The 20,409-nt window shown below is 62.4% G+C and carries 17 protein-coding genes and 5 tRNA genes; 14 read left to right on the top strand and 8 right to left on the bottom strand.

From position 1 onward, the window contains the following. Positions 1 to 124 precede the first annotated feature (124 nt). Both BN1121_RS07220 and folD read right to left on the bottom strand, forming a co-directional pair. Entirely contained in the window at positions 125 to 1,045 is a 921-nt protein-coding gene (locus BN1121_RS07220) for a LysR family transcriptional regulator (RefSeq protein ID WP_005356047.1), read from the bottom strand. Between the two features lie 11 nt (positions 1,046 to 1,056). Further along, the gene (gene folD, locus BN1121_RS07225) at positions 1,057 to 1,911 is read right to left on the bottom strand and encodes a bifunctional methylenetetrahydrofolate dehydrogenase/methenyltetrahydrofolate cyclohydrolase FolD (RefSeq protein ID WP_005356048.1); all 855 of its coding nucleotides are present in this window, start codon (positions 1,909 to 1,911) and stop codon (positions 1,057 to 1,059) included. A gap of 212 nt (positions 1,912 to 2,123) precedes the next feature. Here folD and BN1121_RS07230 point away from each other — a divergent pair. The 4 genes from BN1121_RS07230 (at position 2,124) to BN1121_RS07245 (ending at position 2,534) form a co-directional block, all read left to right on the top strand. Then, positions 2,124 to 2,200, top strand: a tRNA-Pro gene (locus BN1121_RS07230). Positions 2,201 to 2,238: 38 nt separating this feature from the next. Next, a tRNA-Arg gene (locus tag BN1121_RS07235) sits at positions 2,239 to 2,315 on the top strand. Positions 2,316 to 2,331: 16 nt separating this feature from the next. After that, a tRNA-His gene (locus tag BN1121_RS07240) sits at positions 2,332 to 2,407 on the top strand. Between the two features lie 43 nt (positions 2,408 to 2,450). Then, positions 2,451 to 2,534 (top strand) — tRNA-Leu (locus BN1121_RS07245). 425 nt (positions 2,535 to 2,959) lie between these two features. Here BN1121_RS07245 and BN1121_RS07250 read toward each other — a convergent pair. Next, a tRNA-Pro gene (locus BN1121_RS07250) sits at positions 2,960 to 3,036 on the bottom strand. Positions 3,037 to 3,212: 176 nt separating this feature from the next. Here BN1121_RS07250 and tadA point away from each other — a divergent pair. Next, entirely contained in the window at positions 3,213 to 3,740 is a 528-nt protein-coding gene (gene tadA / locus BN1121_RS07255; RefSeq protein ID WP_005356050.1) for a tRNA adenosine(34) deaminase TadA, read from the top strand. A gap of 103 nt (positions 3,741 to 3,843) precedes the next feature. Then, a complete protein-coding gene (locus BN1121_RS07260; protein ID WP_043597519.1) occupies positions 3,844 to 7,521 on the top strand; it encodes a DEAD/DEAH box helicase in 3,678 nt (1,225 codons plus the stop codon). Between the two features lie 6 nt (positions 7,522 to 7,527). Here BN1121_RS07260 and BN1121_RS07265 read toward each other — a convergent pair whose 3' ends face one another. Beyond that, positions 7,528 to 8,490, bottom strand: coding sequence for a DNA replication terminus site-binding protein (locus tag BN1121_RS07265; protein WP_005353015.1), 963 nt, complete (start codon positions 8,488 to 8,490; stop codon positions 7,528 to 7,530). A gap of 289 nt (positions 8,491 to 8,779) precedes the next feature. Between BN1121_RS07265 and BN1121_RS07270 the strand changes: the two genes are divergently transcribed. Together BN1121_RS07270 and astE are read left to right on the top strand one after the other, a co-directional pair. Further along, on the top strand, positions 8,780 to 8,989 hold the full coding sequence (locus BN1121_RS07270) for a DUF1127 domain-containing protein (protein WP_005353027.1): 210 nt from the start codon (positions 8,780 to 8,782) through the stop codon (positions 8,987 to 8,989). Positions 8,990 to 9,107: 118 nt separating this feature from the next. Then, positions 9,108 to 10,118, top strand: a complete 1,011-nt coding sequence (astE, locus tag BN1121_RS07275; protein WP_005353031.1) for a succinylglutamate desuccinylase — start codon at positions 9,108 to 9,110, stop codon at positions 10,116 to 10,118. A gap of 106 nt (positions 10,119 to 10,224) precedes the next feature. Here the strand turns inward: astE and BN1121_RS07280 are convergent, their stop codons facing one another. Then, positions 10,225 to 12,138 carry a TonB-dependent receptor domain-containing protein gene (locus tag BN1121_RS07280; protein WP_043157552.1) on the bottom strand — a complete coding sequence of 638 codons (1,914 nt, stop codon included), beginning with the start codon at positions 12,136 to 12,138 and terminating at the stop codon, positions 10,225 to 10,227. A 302-nt stretch (positions 12,139 to 12,440) separates the two neighbouring features. Between BN1121_RS07280 and pdhA the strand changes: the two genes are divergently transcribed. The 4 genes from pdhA to BN1121_RS07300 all read left to right on the top strand — a co-directional run bounded on the left by pdhA (position 12,441) and on the right by BN1121_RS07300 (position 16,012). Then, positions 12,441 to 13,529, top strand: coding sequence for a pyruvate dehydrogenase (acetyl-transferring) E1 component subunit alpha (gene pdhA, locus BN1121_RS07285; protein WP_005353034.1), 1,089 nt, complete (start codon positions 12,441 to 12,443; stop codon positions 13,527 to 13,529). Then, positions 13,522 to 14,505, top strand: a complete 984-nt coding sequence (locus BN1121_RS07290) for an alpha-ketoacid dehydrogenase subunit beta (protein WP_005353036.1) — start codon at positions 13,522 to 13,524, stop codon at positions 14,503 to 14,505. Before pdhA ends, BN1121_RS07290 begins: the two co-directional genes overlap by 8 nt. Further along, positions 14,502 to 15,602: a dihydrolipoamide acetyltransferase family protein gene (locus BN1121_RS07295; RefSeq protein ID WP_005353038.1), complete on the top strand. Its 1,101-nt coding sequence runs from the start codon at positions 14,502 to 14,504 to the stop codon at positions 15,600 to 15,602. Before BN1121_RS07290 ends, BN1121_RS07295 begins: the two co-directional genes overlap by 4 nt. A 200-nt stretch (positions 15,603 to 15,802) precedes the next feature. Next, positions 15,803 to 16,012 (top strand): cold-shock protein, encoded by a 210-nt coding sequence (locus BN1121_RS07300; RefSeq protein ID WP_005302803.1) that lies wholly within the window; start codon positions 15,803 to 15,805, stop codon positions 16,010 to 16,012. Between the two features lie 105 nt (positions 16,013 to 16,117). Here BN1121_RS07300 and BN1121_RS07305 read toward each other — a convergent pair whose 3' ends face one another. After that, positions 16,118 to 16,366, bottom strand: coding sequence for a TIGR02647 family protein (locus BN1121_RS07305; RefSeq protein ID WP_005353043.1), 249 nt, complete (start codon positions 16,364 to 16,366; stop codon positions 16,118 to 16,120). Between the two features lie 179 nt (positions 16,367 to 16,545). On the opposite strand from BN1121_RS07305, the gene BN1121_RS07310 reads away from it, so the two are divergent. After that, the gene (locus BN1121_RS07310; RefSeq protein WP_005353045.1) at positions 16,546 to 17,103 is read left to right on the top strand and encodes a hypothetical protein; all 558 of its coding nucleotides are present in this window, start codon (positions 16,546 to 16,548) and stop codon (positions 17,101 to 17,103) included. A gap of 67 nt (positions 17,104 to 17,170) precedes the next feature. Continuing rightward, positions 17,171 to 17,566, top strand: coding sequence for a DUF2750 domain-containing protein (locus BN1121_RS07315; RefSeq protein ID WP_005353049.1), 396 nt, complete (start codon positions 17,171 to 17,173; stop codon positions 17,564 to 17,566). A 49-nt stretch (positions 17,567 to 17,615) separates the two neighbouring features. On the opposite strand, the gene BN1121_RS07320 is transcribed toward BN1121_RS07315, so the two are convergent. Both BN1121_RS07320 and BN1121_RS07325 read right to left on the bottom strand, forming a co-directional pair. Continuing rightward, positions 17,616 to 19,430 carry an extracellular solute-binding protein gene (locus BN1121_RS07320; RefSeq protein WP_005353051.1) on the bottom strand — a complete coding sequence of 605 codons (1,815 nt, stop codon included), beginning with the start codon at positions 19,428 to 19,430 and terminating at the stop codon, positions 17,616 to 17,618. A gap of 41 nt (positions 19,431 to 19,471) precedes the next feature. Further along, complete coding sequence (locus tag BN1121_RS07325; protein WP_005353062.1) at positions 19,472 to 20,374, bottom strand: EamA family transporter; 903 nt, start codon at positions 20,372 to 20,374, stop codon at positions 19,472 to 19,474. Between the last annotated feature and the right edge of the window lie 35 nt (positions 20,375 to 20,409).

Raw genomic sequence — 20,409 nt, forward strand, 5'->3', positions numbered from 1 at the left:
GGGTTGTTGATGCCCAGTCTAGGGAGAGGGTGCGCGGGGATCATTCGGGTGGCCGATAAACGACCATTAAGCGTGGATTAAATTAGAGGCCACGACCCCCAAGCTTAACTTCGGTATTCCCCCATCAGGAGAGGTGCATCGCCTGACACTGGCGGCGGATCTGTGCCTGCAACCAGTTCAGCCCGGGATCCTGATCCTGGGACTGGTGCCAGCACATGTAGAGGGGGCAGTCGTCGCTCGGCCAGGGAATGGGAAATCCCTTGAGCGCGAGGGCATCGCTGACCAGGGCCAGATGCCAGCTGCTGGTGATGGTGAGCCAGTCGGTCTGACTGACCATGACCAGGGCCGAGAGGAGGGCGTTGCTCTCGTAGGCGATGTTGCGCGGGGGCAGTTCCCCGTGGGCCAGAGAGCGGACGACCCAGTCATCCCGGCGCCGCACATCCCACACCACATGCTCCTCGGCAAAGAAGCTCTCCATGTCGAGGTGATCGCCAATTCTGGGGTGATCGCGACGGCAGACCACTCGGGTGGGGGACGCGAGCAGCCGCTCGTTGCAAAAACCCTTCTCCTCATGAGGTGTACTGGTGAGGACCAGATCGATCTTGTGCAGGCGCAGCGCCTGCAGGCGGGAGGGTTCATCGAGCATGCTGGTGACCGACTCGAGGCGGCAACGCGGGGCCTGCTCGGCCAACTGCCTGAGCAGGGAGGGGAGCAGCATCATGTCGAGGTCAGGGTGGCTGGCAATGCGAAAGTAGCGCTGGCTGGTGGCCGCAATGAACTGCTCACTCTGGCGGATGGCCCGCTCCATGGTGTGCAGGGAGTCGGCCGTTTCCCGATGCAGGCTGAGGGCGCGGGCGGTAGGGACAATCCCGCGCCCTTGCCGTACGAACAGGGGCTCGCCTATCTGGTTGCTGAGCCGGGTAATGGCCTGGCTGATGGCGGCAGGGGTCATCTCCAGCTGCTCTGCCGCCGCCGAGACCCCGCCGGATGTCATGACCGCATTGAAGACCCGAAACAGGTTGAGATCGAAATGGGTGCCTGACATCCGGTCACTCCTCAGTCGTGGTACTGCTCACAGGCCTCGAGGGTGTTCTCGATGAGAGAGGCCACCGTCATGGGACCGACGCCACCTGGCACTGGGGTGATGAAACTGGCGTGGCTGCGGGCGGTTTCAAACTCCACATCACCGACCAGGGAACCATCCGCCAGGCGGTTGATCCCCACGTCGATCACCACGGCGCCCGGCTTGACCCACTCGCCCGGGATGAAGTTGGGCTTGCCGACGGCCACCACCAGCAGATCGGCACGGCGCACATGGGCCTCGAGATCCTGGGTGAAACGGTGACAGGTGGTGGTGGTGCAGCCGGCCAGCAGCAGCTCGAGGGTCATGGGGCGACCGACGATGTTGGAGGCGCCCACCACCACGGCGTGCAGACCATGGGTCCTGATGCCGGTGGTTTCGATAAGGGTCATGATCCCCTTGGGGGTGCAGGGGCGCAGGGCCGGAATGCGCTGAGCCAGGCGACCCACATTATAGGGATGGAAGCCGTCCACATCCTTGTCGGGATGAATGCGTTCGATCACCAGGGTGGTGTCCATGTGGGCGGGCAGCGGCAACTGCACCAGGATACCGTCTACCTCGCCGTCGCTGTTGAGGCGGTCGATAAGACCGAGCAGCTCCTCTTGTGTGGCATTGGCACTGAGATCGTAGGAGCGGGAGACAAAGCCCACTTCCTCACAGGCGCGTCGCTTGCTGCCGACATAGACCTGGGAGGCCGGATCGCTCCCCACCAGGATGACGGCCAGACCCGGGGCCCGTTTGCCCTGCAACACCCGCTCCTTGACCCGGGCCGCCACCTGGCTGCGAATCGTTTGCGCCACCAGTTTTCCATCAATCATCTTGGCTGACATAATCCTCAACTCACCGTCATTAGAAGGGCGGCGCATTGTCGCATTTTTTGTGACCCGCCGACAGATGCTTTGAGCCGGCAAGCGCCCGGCGTGTAAGAAGTAGTCACTTGAATTTATTGATGGAAAAAGTCATTGACGCTGGCTTTCACGCTTGGGTATGATGCCGGCCCGTTGCTTGGTACGACATCTGTCGATATGCTGGCAAGCGGCATCGGTGATTAGCGCAGTCCGGTAGCGCATCTGGTTTGGGACCAGAGGGTCAGAGGTTCGAATCCTCTATCACCGACCACTTTATACAGGTGGAATGCCTGAAACGATGAAAACAGTGCGCCCTTAGCTCAGTTGGATAGAGCAACGGCCTTCTAAGCCGTGGGTCACAGGTTCGAATCCTGTAGGGCGTGCCATTTATTCGTCTCTGTGGTGGTTGTAGCTCAGTTGGTAGAGTCCCGGATTGTGATTCCGGTTGTCGTGGGTTCGAGTCCCATCAGCCACCCCATCCTATTTATGCAAGGCGCGTTCGCGCTTGGCAGCCCTTCTCTGCGGAAGTGGCGAAATTGGTAGACGCACCAGATTTAGGTTCTGGCGCCTTTGGCGTGTGGGTTCAAGTCCCTCCTTCCGCACCATGTTGAAAATGAAAGAACCGGTTCACTGCTGTGAACCGGTTTTTTTTATTTCTGTCATTCAAGGCAGTCGAACGTTCAAAAAAACAACCCGGCCTGGTGCCGGGTTGCGGGTCATTCATCATCGGACTCGGCCAGATCGACAACATCGAGTCGTACCACCTGGAGATCGCTCTCTTCATCAGGAGGTAGGGTGGGCAAAGGGGGGTTGGTCATTTAGCTTGCCTTGTCATCGTGGATAAGCAAGCCGGCGGGGTGGATTCCTGCCACCGATTCACGTCCCTGGGAGCCAGCTCCGGCGTGAGAGCGCGCACAATAGCGAGACGACAATGCAGAGTCAAGCGGTGCTGGATGAAAAAGCACCTGACCTGGCGAGGTGGGATAAAACAAAAGGCCCTCTCTTGCGAGAGGGCCTTTCGGGGGAATGATGGTCGGCGTGAGAGGATTTGAACCTCCGACCCCTGACACCCCATGACAGTGCGCTACCTGGCTGCGCTACACGCCGACGAGGTCAGCCTTGCTGACGGGGACGAACTCTAAAGGACTCCCTTCTCGAGCGCAAGTCCTTTTTTATCAAGGTCATGCCGTTTGCTTCTTTATTGGTCAGCGCGTTCAAAACTTGGGTTGTTCAGCCGCTTTTGCCATAATCCCGCGACCCCATCACAGAGCCCTACCCACGCGATGAATGAGAAAGAAGTGAGCCGTGACGAGCAGTGGATGCGTCACGCTATGATGTTGGCCACTCGTGCCGAGGCGATCGGCGAGGTCCCCGTCGGGGCCGTGGTGGTGCTTGGGGAGGAGGTGATTGGCGAGGGCTGGAATCAGTCCATCACCACTCACGATGCCTGCGCCCATGCGGAGGTGATGGCCCTGCGGGCGGCCGGCGAGCGGGTCGGCAACTACCGTCTGGTGGGGGCCGAGTTGTTTGTCACCCTGGAGCCTTGCTGCATGTGTGCCGGCGCCCTCATCCACAGCCGGGTTGCCAGGGTGGTCTATGGGGCAAGCGATCTCAAGACCGGGGCCGACACCTCTGTGTTCAACCTGCTGGCCGACCCGCGCCATAACCACAGGCTGACGGTTAGCCGCGGTGTGCTGGCGCAGGAGTGTGCTCATCAGATCTCGGCCTTCTTCCAGCGTCGGCGCAGCGAACAGAAGGCGGCGCGGGCCCAGGCCAAGGCCGCGGCGGCCTCTGACCAACAGGAGGCGTGAGCCCTGGCCTCGCTTTTTTTGTGCTCTTTATCAGACAAGAGGGTCGAGTCGCGGCGGCTTTGGCGCTAAAATCAGACCTTTTACGCAGTCTGGATCCCGTTTCGTGTCACGCCTCTCCCCCTTGCAATACGATATCCTGACGACCCTGCTGGTTCGCCGTCCCCTCTCTACCACCCGTCTGGTTGCCCTCTTTCCTGCCTGTACCCAGGCGCTGGAGGCGCTGGTGTTTGACGATCTGGTGCGCGAGCGGGGCGAGGGCGTTTGGGCCATCTCTGCCCTCGGTACCCTGACCCTGCTGCAGGCCATTCGCGAGGGGGCGGCGGCTGCCCCGACCTGGCCTGAGGCACTGGGGTGGGTCGCGGCACTGCTCGACGCCAAGGCCAACCCGCCAGCCAAGTTGCCTCACGCCCTGTTTGAGATGCTCGACGAGAGCGAGTCCATGACCCTGCTCGAGACGGTCTCTCCTGCCTGGCAGCAGCTGATGATCGACTATTGGTCGGCGCAGGCACTGCTGGAGGCCCGCCCCATCGAGCTGGATGGTCGCCGCCTGGCCAAGGGGGCCCAGGCGCGGTTGTCGCTTTGGCTGGAGGAGGAGTCCTGGTGGCTGGCCGATGGCCAGATCCTGCCCCATTGGCCGAGTCTTGCACTGGGCTGGCAGCAGGAGGAGCTCGATCAGGGCGCCTGGGTGCAACTGGGCGCACAACGCCCTCGTGAGCCGCTCTTATCGACCCTGATCTGGCTCGGTGTCCTGCAACAGCACGATCCGGCCCTGGCCGCCAGCGAGCGCAAGAGCGTGCTGCGCCAGTGTGGTCACCAGGCCGCCTTGCAAGATGCCCTGCGCCAGTGGGACGGAGAGCGCCACACGGTAGGGCTGTTCGAGATGCTGCAATTGCCTCCCGACGAAGTCTTCTGGGGGCATCTGTGGATCGATCTCTGCGCCATGAGTCGTCATGGGGAGAGTGGCTCGGCCCTGCAGGCCTTGCGCAAGTGGTCTCTCGACGAGCTGTTGGCCACCCCGCCGCGTCATCGCCTGATGGGATTGTGCCAGGATCTGCTGCGCCTGCTCACCGGGCGTGCGGTCAGCGCGGCCCCTCTGGCCGGGATCGACACCTGGCAGGATGAGGACGAGCCGCTCAAGCCGGCCGGTTGGCTCAACTGGTTGCAGGGGCTCGGACGCAGTGCCGGTGCCAGCAAGGTCAAGGAGCGGCTGGTGTGGAATCTGCTGCTGGAGGGGCCAACCCTGGAGTGCCGAGTACAGAAGCTGGGGGTCAAGGGGGAGTGGACCGCCGGTCGCCGGGTTGATCTGGCGCTGGTCTCCTCCCAGTATCCAACCCTGCTGGGGGAGGAGGACTGGGCCCTGCTGCGCCAGTATGGCAAGGAGGACCGTCACTGGTCCCACGAGTTCTGGACGCAGCTGGCGGCCCACCCTCACCTCTACAACGCCCAGGGGCAGCGCCTGCAGCTGGCCCTGACCCAGCCCCTCATCTATCTGACTGCCGGCGGCCAGGCCCGACTCTTCCCCGAGGTGGGCAGCGGTGCCAGCATAGTGCCGCTGGCCGGGGATCTGTGGCAGGTGGTGCGCCAGCCCGAGTCTCTGCGCGAATGGTTGCCCGCCGAGCGCAGCTGGCCGCCGGCGCAACTGCCTCAGGTGGCCGAGGCGCTCGGGCGCCTCGAGGGGCTGCACTGGTGCTGTGAGGACGCAACCCTCGGCGGTAATGCCAGGCTCATCCCCTGGCCCGGCCAGGCGGGTCTGCAGCTCGACTGGCGCAAGGGGGTGCTGCACCTGGCCTTCGTCACTCAGGGCGAGCAGACCCCGGCACTGCCGCTGGCCCACGGGGATGCGGTGGTGCGCAGTGACGTGCGTGGCAACGACTACTGGCAGCGGGATCTGGCCGCCGAGCGCGCTGCCTGGCGTGAGCTCTGCCTGCGGCTCTCTCTCGACATGCCGCGTCTGAACTGGCAGCTCGAAGAGGAGGCGGCCATCGAGTTTCTCGCCCGCCTGCCCGAGTGGGTGGCCAATGGCGTGCCCATCTTCTGGCACGAGGAGAGCCAGCGCCTGCGCTCTTTGGACGACACCACCCTGAGCCTGCGTATCGAGCAGCGCCAGGAGTGGTTTGCCCTAGAGGGGAGCGTGGCCCTCGACGAGCACCAGGTGCTCGATCTGCGGCTCTTGCTGCGCCAGTTCCGCCCTGGTCAGAAGAGCATCATGCTCGACGAGCAGACCAGCGTCATCATCAGCGACAAGCTCTCGGAGCGGCTCACCCTGCTTGGCGCCATGCTCGATGAAGACCTCAAGGTCAGTCGCCGACTCGCCTATCCCCTGATGCGTCTGCTCTCGGCGGTCTCGACTCAAGGGGACGAGGCGTGGGAGCAGTTGCAAAGCGAATGGTCCAAACCGGCCGAGTGCCCGGCTACCTTGCTCACCCCGCTGCGGGACTATCAGCGGGAAGGGGTACAGTGGATGGCCTCCCTCGCCAGCCATGGCTTTGGTGCCTGCCTTGCCGATGACATGGGGCTGGGTAAGACACTGCAGGCGCTCACCCTGCTGCGCCTGCGCGCCACCGAGGGGCCGGCTCTGGTGGTGGTGCCCAAGTCGGTGCTCACCAACTGGCAGGAGGAGGCCGCCCGCTTCGCCCCCGAGCTGGAGATAGTCACCCTGGATCAATCCTGGGGTGGTGCCCATCTGGTGCAGGGGGCGCGCGCCGGTCAGGTGGTACTGATCAACTATGGCCTGTTGCCGAGCCTCGGAGAGGCCCTGGAGCGAGTGAGTTGGGCCTCCCTGGTGATCGATGAGGCGCAGCAGATCAAGAATGCCGGCACCCAGCGCGCCAAGATCCTGACCCGGTTGGAGGGGGCGTTCAGACTCGCCCTCTCCGGTACCCCGGTGGAGAACCACCTGGGTGAGCTGTGGAGCCTGTTTGCCTTCATCAATCCGGGTCTGCTCGGCAGCCAGCGTGACTTCAAGCGTCGCTTTGGCCGTGCCAGCCGGGATCCCCAGCACATGGCGCTACTGCGCTCGGTCATTCACCCCTTCGTGTTGCGCCGCCTCAAGCAGGAGGTGCTCGCCGAGCTGCCCGAGAAGACCGAGATTGTTCATCACATCACCCTCTCCCAGGCCGAGCGTGAGCTCTACGAGGCGACCCGGCGCGAGGTGGTGCAGCAGATCCAGAGCAGCGACGGGCGCACCCTGATGCATGTGCTCAGCGGACTGACCCGGCTGCGCCGCCTCTGCTGTTCGCCGAGCCTGCTGCTGCCCGAGTGGCAGGAGGCCAACAGCAAGCTCGACGAGGCGATGGCGCTGCTCGAGGAGGCGATCGACGGGGGGCACAGGGTGCTGGTGTTCAGCCAGTTTGTGGATCTGCTCACCCTGCTGCGCCGTCGGCTCGAGGCGCGGGGTTGGGAGTATTGCTACCTCGATGGTGCCTGCTCCATGAAGGAGCGTCAGCACGCCATCGAGCGTTTCAGAAGCGAGTCGGTGCCGCTGTTTCTCATCAGTCTCAAGGCGGGAGGCACCGGGCTTAACCTCACCCAGGCCGATACCGTGCTGCACCTCGATCCCTGGTGGAACCCGGCGGTGGAGGATCAGGCGAGCGATCGGGCCCACCGCATGGGGCAGACCCAGCCGGTGACCGTCTATCGGTTGGTGTGCGAGCAGACGGTCGAAGAGAAGATAGTGGCCCTGCACAGCGAGAAGCGGGCCCTGGCCGACAGCCTGCTGAGCGGCCAGTCCCAGGCCAGTCCGCTCGATCTCGAGAGCCTGCGTAATCTGCTGCTGGGGTAAGCCGGCCTATTCATCTCCCTGGCGTGGCTCGTCACGCACATAGAGGTGCAGTCGTTCTATCAGTAGCCGCTCTGCCCCGCGCCTGTCGTTGCGGGGCTGGCGCGGCTTGTTCGGGTAGTGTCCCAGCGGCTTGGCCTTGAGGGGGGCGTCACTGCAGACGATGAGCGGCAGGCTCGCCTTCACCTGCTGTTTGGCGCTCTCCCTGTCGCCCCAGCGCAGGTTGGCCATGGGGTGGGTCTTGACCGGGCGGCGAATTCTCAGCTCGGCGCCGGGGGGCAGCCGCCTCACATCCACAATCTCCCGCTCGACCCTCCCAATCCACTCCTCCTTGCCGATCAGCGCCGGTACATACCCCTTGCTGCGTTCGAGCATGGCGATCACCTCCTGGCGACTCAGCTTGCGGATCGCCTGCTTGTCGGCCCAGGTAAAGCCGATGGCGAGCAGCTCGCCGCAATAGAGCGGGAGCTGGCGATAGACCTGCAGGGTGATGGTGCCAGGCAGGGCCTGATGGACCAGCTGAAACTTGTCGTCCCGCTCTCCCGCCTGCTGCACTTCCTCTTGAAACAACACCTTGAGGCGGTTGATCCGCGCGATCAGCGGGGTCAGCACGACCGCGCTCTCGGCCGGGTAGTGCAGCAGACCCGGCAGGCGGAAGGTGGACTTGGTCGAGCAGCCCGGGCGCAGGGTGTGTTCGCCGAAGGCGGCGATGGCGGCGACACACGCCGCTTCTCCTTCCTGGGTGTCTACCTCGATGCGCTCGATGGGGTCCTCTTCACACCCTGCCGCGACCCCGGGTAACGGGTGCACTCTGGCCAGTTTCAGGGGCGCCTGCTTAAGCTCCACGGCCAGATCGGCCAGCGCCGCCTCCAGCTCGTGCATCAGGGCTCGAAGACGGGCCACGGCGGTGAAGGTGGCGGGTAACTCGTCGGATCCATCGGTTAAAAAAAGATCGTTTTCTTTTCTTTTCATTAACATAACCCGTAGAAATGAGGAAAGAGCCGAGAGCCGGGGTGACGGTACAGATGCATGGTTCCGGTAGCTCGATGCATAGTTAACCATGGCGCCGCCAGCATAAAATCCTGATGGGATTTTATGGGTGACGGCGATTTATTAAAATCCTTTTATATCAATTAATTGCCGCCATTTCGAGTCAGGGATGGCACATTAGTTTTACTAATGGATTGTATTAAAATTCGTCAATTGAGACAGATGAGGCCCTCTCCTAGACTTTGCCGCAACAAAACCGAGGAGAATCATCATGGCTGACATCACCTATATCGAAGCCGGTTACGAGCACAAGGGCGAGCAGTCCGTGGTAGCCCGCATCAAACACACCCTGCTGACCTGGCTGGAGCGCAGCCGCAGTCGCCGCCAGCTGGCCGAAATGCCGGAATACCTGCTGCGTGACATCGGGCTGTGCGAGTCGGATCGTTATCAGGAGACCTCCAAGCCGTTCTGGCGTGGTTGATGGTCGGGGCACGGATGCCTCGTCGCTCTGTTTCATTACTGTTTGATATTCTTGAATAAGTTGTGATGCCTCAGCGCCTGGCCCTATAATCGGCCAAGTTGCGTACAGTGAGGTAAGCATGATCCCCGATCACGACTTTCTGGCCCTGAGCCGCGCCAATGAGTGGCAGCTTGAGCCCTTCTCTTTCTCCCTGCCCAATGGCGATCGCGCCGAGGTGTGGGACACCGGCATCCTCTGTCTCGAGCCCGCCAATCCCGGCGCCAAGGCTCTGGTCCTCTCCAGCGGCATTCACGGCAATGAGACGGCCCCCATCGAGATCTGCAACGATCTGCTAAGACGCCTCCTCTCGGGTGAGCTGCAAGCTCGCCACCGCACCCTCTTCATCTTCGGCAATCTGGCCGCCATGAACCTCGGCGTGCGCGAGATCGAGGAGAACATGAACCGCCTCTTCTCGGGCGCCCACAGCCGTGGCGCGGGTCTTTGTAACCGAGAGCGGATGCGTGCCAAGCGACTCGAGCAATATGTGGCCCGTTTCTTCGCCGGTAGCGGGGACGATCGTTGTCACTATGACCTGCACACCGCCATTCGCGGCTCGCGTCACGAGAAGTTTGCCGTCTACCCCTTCCTCGGGGAGGGGCGCGAGTACAGCCAGGAGCAGGTGCGTTTCCTCGGTGCCTGCGGGGTGCGTACCTTTCTGCTCTCGGAGGGGGCGACCACGACCTTCAGTTACTTCAGTACCCGGGAGTTTGGTGCCCACGGTTTCACCGTGGAGCTGGGCAAGGTGCGTCCGTTTGGCGAGAACGACATGACCCGTTTCATCGAGGCGAGAATGGCTCTGGAGGCGCTGGTGACCCGCGATGCGGTGGTGCTCGAGCCGTGGCATGCCGACGACTTCCTGTTCTTTCGCATCGCCCGGGTGATCAATAAACGCAGCGAGGCGTTTCGTTTTCTGTTCGCCGACGATGTGGAGAACTTCACCGAGTTCCCGCGGGGATTCCTGCTCGCCGAGGATGGGGAGTTGCGCTATCAGGTCGAGGCCGAGCGCGAGGCGGTGGTTTTCCCCAACGCCAAGGTGGCGGTGGGGCAACGTACCATGCTGCTGGTGGTGCCAACCCGGCTGTGGCCCTGAGGGACATACGCCATGCATGAAACAGAGCCAGTCGCTTGTGACTGGCTCTGCTGTTGATGGCCGCCTGAGTTGACGCGGCAGCCGACGTACTCAGAGGAAGGGGGTGTCAGAAGCGGGCGGAGCCGCTGAGGTAGTAGCTACGGCCCGGCTCTACCGATGAGAACTCCTGGGTCTTCTCTTGCAGGCGGACATCGGTCAGGTTGGTGATCCCCAGGCGCAGATCGATCTGGTCGGTGAGCTTGAAGCCGGTACCGAGATCGACGGTCTGATAATGGGGCAGCTTGAGCGACGCCGTTTCAAACTGCGTGCCGGTGTAGCGGGTGGCCACGAAGGCACTGAGTCGAGGCATGGCTTGCCAGGTCAACTTGGCATTGGCCTTGTGGTCGGGGCGATTGAACAAGGGGGAGCCATTTTCCCGCTCGGCATTGGAATAGGTGTAGTTAGCCGACAGGGAGAGGGTCTCCAGCAGCGCGAGTTCGCCGGTGAGCTCAAGCCCCTGGGTCGTCGCCTTGTTGACGTTGCGCCAGCTCTTATCCGACCAGCGGTTGCTTGGGTCGAGTTGGTAGGCTTCAATCATGTCCTTGATGTCGTTGTGATAGAGGGTGGCGCCGGTCTCCCAGGCTCCCTCTTCGAACAATAGGCCCAGCTCATAGCTGGTGCTGGTCTCGGGTTCAAGGGTCTCGTTGCCGTAGACACTGCAGCGGCCGCGGCAGCTCTCCATGACGTAGCCCCGTGAGTATTGATGGGGGGAGGGGGCCTTGAACGATTGGCTGACCCCTCCTTTAACGGTCAGGGAATCGCTGAGCTCGTAGACCAGATAGCCGCGGGGCGTGAGGTGATCGCCAAAGATCTCGTGATGGTCGTAGCGGGCCCCCAGCGTCAGGGTGAAGGCGTCACCGAATGGGATCTCGTCTTGGGCAAACAGGGCCTGCTGTGCGTGACGCTCGCTACCGCCGACCTGTCGGTAGCTGACCGGATCCACCAGTTCACGCTCCAGGTATTCCAGCCCCAAGGTGAGGCCGTGATCGGCCAGCGTCATGTTGCTGTAGCCCGTGAGGGTGAGGGTGTTCTCTTCCAGCTGACGGCGTTGGGGGGCCTGGAAGTTGGTATTGAAATCTTCGATCCGGTTGTACTCGTAGTTTGCCATCAGGGTGGTGGCACCCCACTCCCAGTTTCCCCTGTGGGTTAGACCCGCCATGTTCCTGTCGATTTGCTGTTCGCTGCCCTGGCGTTTACCCGTGCTATTGCTGAAGACGGCAAGGGGACGTTGATCCTGGTTATAGAGATAGTCGAGCTCGAGCCGCTGGGCGTCGTCGATGAGCCAGGTCAGGGTGGTGGCCAGGTTGCCCGTCTCTTTGCGCTCTAGCAGGGGGATACCCTCATTTGCCTCGGGCGGGGTCCATGCCTGGCGATCGAAGATCTCGCCGTTCATCCGCACCAGCAGGGATCCCGTCAATGGACCCGAAATCCCCAGATTCGTTCTGTATTGGTCACCCCCATCCTTGCCTTCGATAGCCTTGAAGTCGGCATCGGCAGCGCCCCCCCAGGTCTTACCCGGTTGCTTGGTGATGATGTTGATGACCCCACCGATGGCGTCTGAGCCGTAGAGGGCCGACATGGGACCGCGGATCACCTCGACGCGTTCAATCATGCCCAGTGGCACCGGCGCATTGTCGAAGTTGCCGCCCCGCCACAGCGCGTTGGACGATGAGATGCGCTTGCCGTCGACCAGTAGCAGGGTGTACTTGCTCCCCATTCCCCTGATCCCGATGGTGTTACGGCCATTCGTGTCGGTTTGCGTCTGGATGCCGACCTCGTAACGCAACACATCGGCGATGTCGTTGACCGGTTGCGCCATGATCTGATCGGCAGTGATGACCGAGATAGAGGCGGGTGCCGTACGCAGGTCATGGGCCTTGGTCGTGACGGTGATCACTTCATTGGCCGAGGTTGCACAAAATACGGGGGTTGAGAGGAGAGCGAGCATGACCGGATGCAGAGGCAGAATTCTGGTAGACACTGAATATCCCTTTTCTTTGTTGATAACGATTATCATTCTTGATCGTTTCCGGATGAGCATGCAATAGCGTCAAACGATTCCAGTGGGACATTGAGGGGAGAAACTGAGGGGGGATGGCGGTTTGGCGTGCACCATCTACGGGATTGACTTCATCTAATTGTTAAAAATTCATTTCTTTAATGACTTCAAAGAACTTTCTACTGGTCTTACCTGGTCGAATCTCTTTGCTTTGTTGTTAACAAGGTATTTACATTTGAGGTGTCACCAGCACCGGTGACGTTTTGAACGGCAAGGAGCCAGTTATGACCCATGTCGAGATCCCCTTCCTGCGTTACCTCGATGAGGAAGGGCGCCCGGTGGCAGACTTGCCCACCTGGCTGGACAAGGCGTTGGCACGCACCTTCTACCGCAACATGGTGGTGGTGCGCAGCTATGACAAGAAAGCAATCGCCCTGCAGCGTACCGGCAAGCTGGGCACCTTCCCCTCTCACCTGGGGGCGGAGGCGGTCGGCGTTGGTGTCGGCCTGGCGATGGGGGAAGAGGATGTCTATGTCCCCTATTACCGCGACATGCCCACCCTCTATGTGCGTGGGGTGGCCATGGAGAAGAACCTGCAATACTGGGGCGGTGACGAACGCGGCAGCTATTTCGTGCGCCGTGACGGCACCCCGTCCGAAGATCTCCCCATCTGTGTGCCCATCGCCACCCAGATCACTCACGCCTGTGGCGTGGCGGCGGCCTTCAAGCTGCGCAACCAGCCGCGGGTGGCGGTCGTCTCCATCGGCGATGGTGGCACCTCCAAGGGGGACTTTCTCGAGGGGCTCAACTGTGCCGGGGTCTGGCACTTGCCCATGGTCATGGTGATCAACAACAACCAGTGGGCCATCTCGGTGCCGCGCAAGCTGCAATCTTCGGCGCCCACCCTGGCTCAGAAGGGCATAGGTGCCGGCGTGCACAGCCTGCAGGTGGACGGCAACGACGTGGTGGCCGTCTATGACGCGGTCAAACGCGCGGTGGATCGCGCCCGCCGTGGCAAGGGGCCGACACTGATCGAGGCGGTGAGCTACCGGCTCGGGGATCACACCACCGCCGACGACGCCACCCGCTACCGGGAAGCCGGAGAAGTCGAGGCCGCCTGGAGCAAGGAGCCGGTCAAGCGGCTGCGCCAGTACATGGCAGCCCAGGGTTGGTGGGACGAAGAGGCCGAGCAGGCCCTGCTGGCCGAGGCCAGTGCCGAGGTGGAGCAGGCGGTCGCCCGTTACGAGTCGCTGCAGGCCCAGCCGCCCGAGGCCATGCTCGACTATCACTACGCCGAGCTGCCGGCCGATCTGCTGCCCCAGCGCGAGCGCATTATTGCCAAGGCCATGCGGATGGAGGCGGGTCATGAGTGAGGTGAGTCTTCTCGAGGCCGTCAACATGGCCCTGCATCACGAGATGGAGCACGATCCGGATGTGGTGGTGCTCGGTGAGGACGTGGGGGTCAACGGCGGGGTGTTTCGTGCCACTGTGGGCCTTCGCGACAAGTTCGGCTTCAAGCGGGTGATCGACACCCCGCTGGCCGAGGGGCTGATCGCCGGGGTGGCGGTCGGCATGGCCACTCAGGGGCTCAAGCCCGTGGCCGAATTCCAGTTCCAGGGCTTCATCTTCCCGGGCATGGAGCAGATCATTTGCCAGGCGGCGCGCATGCGCAATCGCACCCGTGGCCGGCTCGCCTGCCCCATCGTCTATCGCTCCCCTTACGGGGCCGGCATCCACTCGCCGGAGCACCACAGCGAGAGCATCGAGGCCCTGTTTGCCCACATCCCCGGGCTGAGGGTGGTGATCCCGTCGAGCCCCAAGCGTGCCTATGGCCTGCTGCTCTCGGCCATCCGCTGCCCGGATCCCGTGCTCTTCTTCGAGCCTGACCGTATCTACCGCTCGGTCAAATCTCAGGTAGACGACGACGGGGTCGGCTTGCCGCTGGATGTCTGCTACACCCTGCGCCCGGGCCGCGACATCACGGTCGTGGGGTGGGGGGCTTGCCTGCAGGAGATCCTGCGCGCCTCTGCCGTGCTGGCCGAGCAGGATATCCAGTGCGAGGTGATCGATCTTGCCACCATCAAGCCGCTCGACATGGCCACCATCCTCGCCTCGGTGCGCAAGACCGGGCGGCTGCTGGTGGTGCACGAGGCGTGCGGCAGTTTCGGCGTGGGCGCCGAGATCGTTGCCCGGGTGTGCGAGGAGGCCGCGACCGTCCTCAAGGCGCCGCCCAAGCGGCTGACCGGAGTGGACGCCGCCGTGCCTTACTACCGCAACGAAGCCTATTACCTCATCGACGAGCAGGACATCGTCGACGCCGCGCGCAATCTCATGGAGAGCTGGACATGAAATTCTTCAAGTTACCGGATCTGGGCGAAGGGCTGGCCGAAGCCGAGATCGTCGAATGGAAAGTAAAAGCCGGTGAGCGGGTCGAGGTGGATCAGGTGCTGCTCTCGGTCGAGACCGCCAAGGCGCTGGTGGACGTGCCCTCGCCGGTGAGTGGCGTCATCGCCAACCTGTGCGCCAACGAGGGGGACATATTGCACATCGGCGCCCCCCTGGTGGAGTTCGAGGGAGGAGAAGACGATGGCACTGTGGTCGGCAAGGTGCACGGCAGCAGCCAGGTGCTGGAAGATCACTTCGTCGTCGGGGCCGTCGCGGCCGGTGGCAGCCTGACCCAGGCCATGCCGGCGGTGCGCCGGCTCGCCGTGCAGCTGGGGGTTGACGTCGACAGTCTCAGGGGCAGCGGCCCGGGTGGGCTGGTCACCGAGGCGGACGTGCAGCAGGCGTTCGAGGCGATGGAAGGCGCTCACAACGAGATCCTCAAGGGCGCCCGCCGCGCCATGGCCAAGGCGATGACCCTCTCTCACCAGAGTGTGGTGCCGGTGGCCATCACAGACGAAGTGGACCTGCGCGCCTGGCGCAACGACGAGGATGTGACGGTGCGCCTCATCAAGGCGATCGGGGTGGCGTGCCGCGCCGAGCCGTCGATGAACGCCTGGTTCGATGGGGAGACCCTGACCCGGCGTCTCTTTGACGAGGTGAACGTGGCCATCGCGGTTGACTCCAAACACGGGCTCTATGTGCCCGTGATGGAAAACGTGGCCGACCGCGCTACGGCGGATCTGCGCAGTGGGCTCGATCGCATGATAGCGGACGTGAAGGCCCGCGCCGTGCCGCGCGAGATGCTGCAGGGGGCGACCATCACCCTCACCAACTTCGGCGCCATCGCCGGGCGCTACGCCAGTCCCATCGTGACGCCGCCCCAGGTGACCATAGTCGGGGCCGGCAAGCTGTTCGAGAAGGTGGTGTTCGTCCACGGAGAGGCGCGGCCGGTGCGTGCGTTGCCCCTTTCGGTCACCTTCGATCACCGGGCGTGTACCGGCGGCGAAGCCGCGCGTTTCCTGCGTGCGCTGGTCAATGCACTCGAAGCAGAAAGCTGCTAAAAAACTGCCCCGCAACATGCGGGGCAGAATTCGTTTGCTTATTCGCCAAGGCCACGTATAATCAACCGAGCTTGAAAAAGGCGTCATTTATGTCAATGAGTTCGATGTTCTGCATCTTTTCCTGTTGTTCATAAGTTACCCATTTCGAAGCTTTGTCCGCCGAAAGGCACGAGTTATTTTTGAATACAGGTTTAAAAGATATGTCTAACATGATCACCGGTACCGTTAAGTTCTTCAACGAAACCAAGGGCTTCGGCTTCATCCAGCAAGAAAACGGCCCGGACGTGTTCGTACACTTCAGCGCCATCCAAGGCAACGGTTTCCGTACCCTGGCTGAAGGCCAGCGTGTACAGTTCTCCGTGACCCAAGGCCAGAAGGGCCCGCAGGCTGAGAACGTAACTGCTCTGTAATTGCACAGAATTTAAAAAAGCCGCTGCCTGGCAGCGGCTTTTTGTTTGTCCCTCTTCGGAGGGAAAAGAGAGGGGGTCGCTATGCGACCCCTTTTTTATTTGTTCTCAGGCTCCCTTCAGGGCCGTCAACAGATGCTGTAGATGCTCTAGCTGGGTGCGGCCGAAGGGGGTGAGATAACCCCCATCGGGGGCGACGATAAGACCACGGTCATAGAGGCGGCGCGCCGCGTCATGCAGCCCCTGTGGGCTCTCTTTGTGCAATTTGACCCCTTGATCCAGATTGGCCGGGTCATAGCAGGCGAGTACTTTGAGTTCATCGACCAGTTCGGGGGAGATGTGATTGATGCCAAGCATGGCGGTACTCCTTAAATGGGATCCTGTGGGCACCTTAGCATTCGGGACCTTGGTGGAATGAGGGCTGCCTCAAACTATTGCAGATGGCCGGCGCGATTGCTGCTTTCTTGACCCGCGCGAGGCCGGCTCCATGGGCTTTCGTGCTATGATGCTTTCCTCGACGTTCTCTGGAGTCTTCCATGCCCCGCATTGTGCTGGTTTCCCTGTTGCATCAGCTCTCTCACCGTTTTCCCCACTATGCCAACGAGCTGCTGGTCAAGCAGATGGAGAGTCATGGCGGTCGTCTCTGGGTTGCCCCGCTCGGCAGCGCCGATGTGAAGGCCTTGCGTCAGGCCGCCGGCACTCGTCTCATGCACGAGCTGGCCGATCTCAAGACTGGTTGGAGTCCAGTAAGCCCGGAGGCACAGAGCCGGGATGAGGGGATAGTCGCGCTCGCCCAATACGATGAGGAGCTGCTCGGGAATCTCGAGCACTACTGGCGCATCCCGGAGAAAATCAACAGCCCCATTAGCGACAACCTGTTCGAGCTGCGCCGCGAGGTGGTGGATGAGGCCATGCCCCGCCTGCTCAAGGGGTGGCAGCAGGGGTTGGAGGCCCGCCTCAAGGCGCTGCTGACCGTGGCTCGCGGCGGTGAAGATCAGTTGGTTTTTGTTGAGATCGAGTGCGCCTACTGGCTGCGCAGCCGCCTGTGCGACGAGGCTGGCATCGAGCTGGTGTGGCCTGAGATCGCCGGCTGATCTGGACAAGGGCGCGGGGGCATGTGACCATTACGCCCCGATTTTCCCCCTAAAACGGATGGCTACCATGAGCTACACCCTGACCGACACCGAGCGCAACGCGGCGCTCAGTCTCAACGCCGACTACCGCTACGATCACTTCATCACCAAGCTGGTGGAGCACGGCGAGCTCTACGTGCTGACCGACGAGCACGGCGTCATGATGCTGACCACAGAGGATGAGGATTGCATCCCGGTGTGGCCGCACCCCGAGTACGCCGAGGCGTGGGCCAGCGGCGAGTGGGCTGACTGCAAGCCCCAGGCGATCACCCTCAAGGTGTGGATGGATCGCTGGATCTCTGGCATGGAAGAGGACGAGGTGTGTGTGGCCGTGTTCCCGACCGTCGATCAGGAAGGAATCGTGGTCGAGCCGGGCGAAGTGGCTGACGCCATCGAGAAGAAGCTGGCCAAGCGTCCCAAGTAAACGCTGCGTCACATGAAAAGCCCCGCATCGCGGGGCTTTTTTATGCTCGTCATTGGGCGAGGCGATAGGTCTCGTCGACCCGGGTGACCGGTGCGAAGGCGTGGCCCGCCTTGATGGCGGCGCGGGTTTCTTGTTTGACCTTGGGATCGATCCAGAACAGGCCTCCGTAGCTGTAACCCGAGCTGGCTCCGTCGAAGGGCCAATAGAGGCTGTCAGACTGAGGGGTTCCCGGCACCTTGGGCAGGCGTACCCAGCGCCAGGCGCCCTCGCGGGTATAGGGCACCTGATAGGCGGGCACGAAGCTGGCGAGCTCATACAGGCGCGCCTGGATCTGGCGGGAGATCTCGGCCTTCTTGGTAAAGTCGAACTCCTTGTCGTAGCGCTCCACCAGGGCCGTCATGGCCTCGTCGTCGATGTTCATGATGTTGTTGGTCTGGCTCTGGTGGGCGTTCACCTTGTGGAAGAACTCCCAATAGGCCGGGTAGCGGCTGCCAGACCAGGCCATCCAGGCACTCTGGTGTTTCTTCTCGCGCATCGCCTTGAAGCCGGCAGAGGCGTCCATCAGATTGAGCTCGATGCCCAGTCCTGCCTTCTTGGCCTCTTCCCGCAACAGGGTCAAGCGCTGAGTGTGTTCACCGGTGGTGTAGGTGACGGTGAGCACCAGCGGCGTGCCGGCGGCGTTACGCAGTATGCCGTCCGGGCCTGGCTTGTCGAAACCCGCCTTGGCAAACTCCTCGCGCGCCTTCTTGGGATCGAACGGCCGTGCCTTGAGATCGGTATTGGTGAAGGGCCCTTGGCCGCTGCCATAGCTGTTGAGCCGCTGGTAGTCGCCACGCAGCAACTGGTTAAGCATCTTGTCGAAGTTGAGCGAGTACTGAATGCCGGTGCGCACGTGGACGTCGGTCAGCAGGGGATCGTCGTTGTTGAGGTAGAGCCCCATGGGGGGCTGGGGGGTCTGGTTATAGAGCCAGGTGCGCTCTATGTACCCCTTCTCGAACTCGGCGGTCTTGCTCTTGTCGTGCCACCAGGCCGGGATCACCATGCCGAAGCTGTCGATATCCCCGCGCAGGAAGTGTTGCCAGGCGATGTTGATGTCACGCAGCACCAACACCCGCACCTGATCGACGTTGAAGCGATGCTGGAAGTAGCGCTCGTCCTGTCCCCACCAGTTCTTCACCTTGCTGAAGGTGATCGACTTTCCCTTCTTCAGCTCGCTGATGCGATAGGCGCCGCTGACTGGCAATACGGTCCAGTTGGTCTTCTTCACCCAGTCCGGGCTGAGGGTGATGGCGTGGCTCGGCTCCGGTGAGAAAGGGAGTGAGTCGAGCAGATCGGCACGGCTTTTCTCGGTGCCACTGGTGATGGAGAGGGTGCGATCGTCGTACTTGGTCACGTCTGCTATCTGGGTCGAGTAGTAGTTGTTGTACCAAGGATCGCTAATCTCCTTGCCACGCAGCATCTTCAGCGTAAACAGGAAGTCGTCGGCTGTGATTGGTTCGCCGTCGGACCAGGTCGCCTTGGGGTTGATGCGAAAGTACATGGTCTTGTTATCGCCACCAAAGGCCCACTGGTTGGCGATCATCGGCATCGGCTTGCCACTGATGGGGTGACTGGCCAGCAGCGGCAGCCGGCCGTCGCGCAGGAAGGCGGAGAAGCCCCCATTGGCGTCGGGACCATAGTTGCGCAGGGTCAGGGGAAAGCTGGTCATGAAGGTGGTGAAGACCCCGCCCGGCATGGCGGCCGGATCGGCGAAGGTGGCGTCGGTGTCGTTATTCTCCCAGACCAGATCCGGGGGCAGGGTGGCGCTCCAGCCGAGGCTGGCCCAGCACAGGGCCAGGGCGGCGACGAGACGGTTTGCGGTCATGCTTACACTCCTTTGTAAAGATGAGGTGGCGCGCAGGGCGCCTAGGTTTGCGATAGCGCCGGGCGTGCCCGCCATGCCCACAGGCGCGGCCCCAGCAGGTGAATGAGAAAACCGAGCAGCACCAGCACAGAGCCGAGCCATTGCTGCGCCGTGGTGTGCTCGCCCAGCAGCAGGGCCGCTGCCAACATGCCGACACAGGGTACCAGCAGGGTCAACGGGGCGACTTGTGCCACCGGGTAGCGGGTCAGCAGGCGTGCCCACAGGCCGTAGCCAAACCAGGTGGCCACGTAGGCGAGGTAGAGGACGCACAGCACGCTGGTGAGGCTGAAGTGGCTGAGGCTGGCGATGATTCGATCCTGTCCTTCCAGCCACCAGGAGAGGCTCAGGAAGGGGAGAATAGGCACCAGGCCGCTCCAGGCCACCAGGCCGGGCAGGTGCACCGGGTAGCGCAGGCCGATGTGGCGGTTGATGACGTTGCCAAGCCCCCAGCTGGCGGCGGCGCACAGGGTCAGGAAGAAGCCGATCAGCGTCAGGTTGCCGGCGCCACCTCCGGCGATCAGGGCCAGCCCCCCAGCGGCCACCGGCAGGGCTACCCAGTGGTGAGGCAACCAGCGCTCACCGAGCGCAACCATGGCAAACAGCAGGGTGAAGATCACCTGGGACTGAAGCACCAGAGAGGCTATCCCGGCCGGCATACCGGCATTGATGGCACAAAACAGGAAGGCGAACTGGCCCAGGCTCAAGGTGGCGCCGTAGGCGACCAGCCAGCGCCAGGGCAGGGCCGGTCGGGGAATGAAGAGGATGGCGGGGAAGACCACGGCGAGAAAACGCAGGGCACCGAGCAGCAGGGGCGGCACCCCGTCCAGTCCCCAGCGGATGGCCACGAAGTTGAGCCCCCAGCAGATGACGATCAGAGCCGCCAGTAACTTGTCCTTGTTGGTCATGGTTCCTCCTGAAACAGGGGGCCAGCATACGCTCC

The organism is Aeromonas diversa CDC 2478-85 (assembly GCF_000819805.1).
Lineage (GTDB): Bacteria > Pseudomonadota > Gammaproteobacteria > Enterobacterales > Aeromonadaceae > Aeromonas > Aeromonas diversa.

What these genes read in the sequence shown, in the direction of transcription:
- BN1121_RS07320 (WP_005353051.1), bottom strand. Translation starts at nt 19,430, where the DNA reads ATGACCGCAAACCGTCTCGTCGCCGCCCTGGCCCTGTGCTGGGCCAGC.
- BN1121_RS07305 (WP_005353043.1), bottom strand. Translation starts at nt 16,366, where the DNA reads ATGCTTGGCATCAATCACATCTCCCCCGAACTGGTCGATGAACTCAAA.
- BN1121_RS07310 (WP_005353045.1), top strand. Translation starts at nt 16,546, where the DNA reads ATGCCCCGCATTGTGCTGGTTTCCCTGTTGCATCAGCTCTCTCACCGT.
- BN1121_RS07290 (WP_005353036.1), top strand. Translation starts at nt 13,522, where the DNA reads ATGAGTGAGGTGAGTCTTCTCGAGGCCGTCAACATGGCCCTGCATCAC.
- BN1121_RS07265 (WP_005353015.1), bottom strand. Translation starts at nt 8,490, where the DNA reads ATGAAAAGAAAAGAAAACGATCTTTTTTTAACCGATGGATCCGACGAG.
- BN1121_RS07325 (WP_005353062.1), bottom strand. Translation starts at nt 20,374, where the DNA reads ATGACCAACAAGGACAAGTTACTGGCGGCTCTGATCGTCATCTGCTGG.
- BN1121_RS07220 (WP_005356047.1), bottom strand. Translation starts at nt 1,045, where the DNA reads ATGTCAGGCACCCATTTCGATCTCAACCTGTTTCGGGTCTTCAATGCG.
- astE (WP_005353031.1), top strand. Translation starts at nt 9,108, where the DNA reads ATGATCCCCGATCACGACTTTCTGGCCCTGAGCCGCGCCAATGAGTGG.
- BN1121_RS07300 (WP_005302803.1), top strand. Translation starts at nt 15,803, where the DNA reads ATGTCTAACATGATCACCGGTACCGTTAAGTTCTTCAACGAAACCAAG.
- pdhA (WP_005353034.1), top strand. Translation starts at nt 12,441, where the DNA reads ATGACCCATGTCGAGATCCCCTTCCTGCGTTACCTCGATGAGGAAGGG.
- BN1121_RS07295 (WP_005353038.1), top strand. Translation starts at nt 14,502, where the DNA reads ATGAAATTCTTCAAGTTACCGGATCTGGGCGAAGGGCTGGCCGAAGCC.
- tadA (WP_005356050.1), top strand. Translation starts at nt 3,213, where the DNA reads ATGAATGAGAAAGAAGTGAGCCGTGACGAGCAGTGGATGCGTCACGCT.
- BN1121_RS07270 (WP_005353027.1), top strand. Translation starts at nt 8,780, where the DNA reads ATGGCTGACATCACCTATATCGAAGCCGGTTACGAGCACAAGGGCGAG.
- folD (WP_005356048.1), bottom strand. Translation starts at nt 1,911, where the DNA reads ATGTCAGCCAAGATGATTGATGGAAAACTGGTGGCGCAAACGATTCGC.
- BN1121_RS07315 (WP_005353049.1), top strand. Translation starts at nt 17,171, where the DNA reads ATGAGCTACACCCTGACCGACACCGAGCGCAACGCGGCGCTCAGTCTC.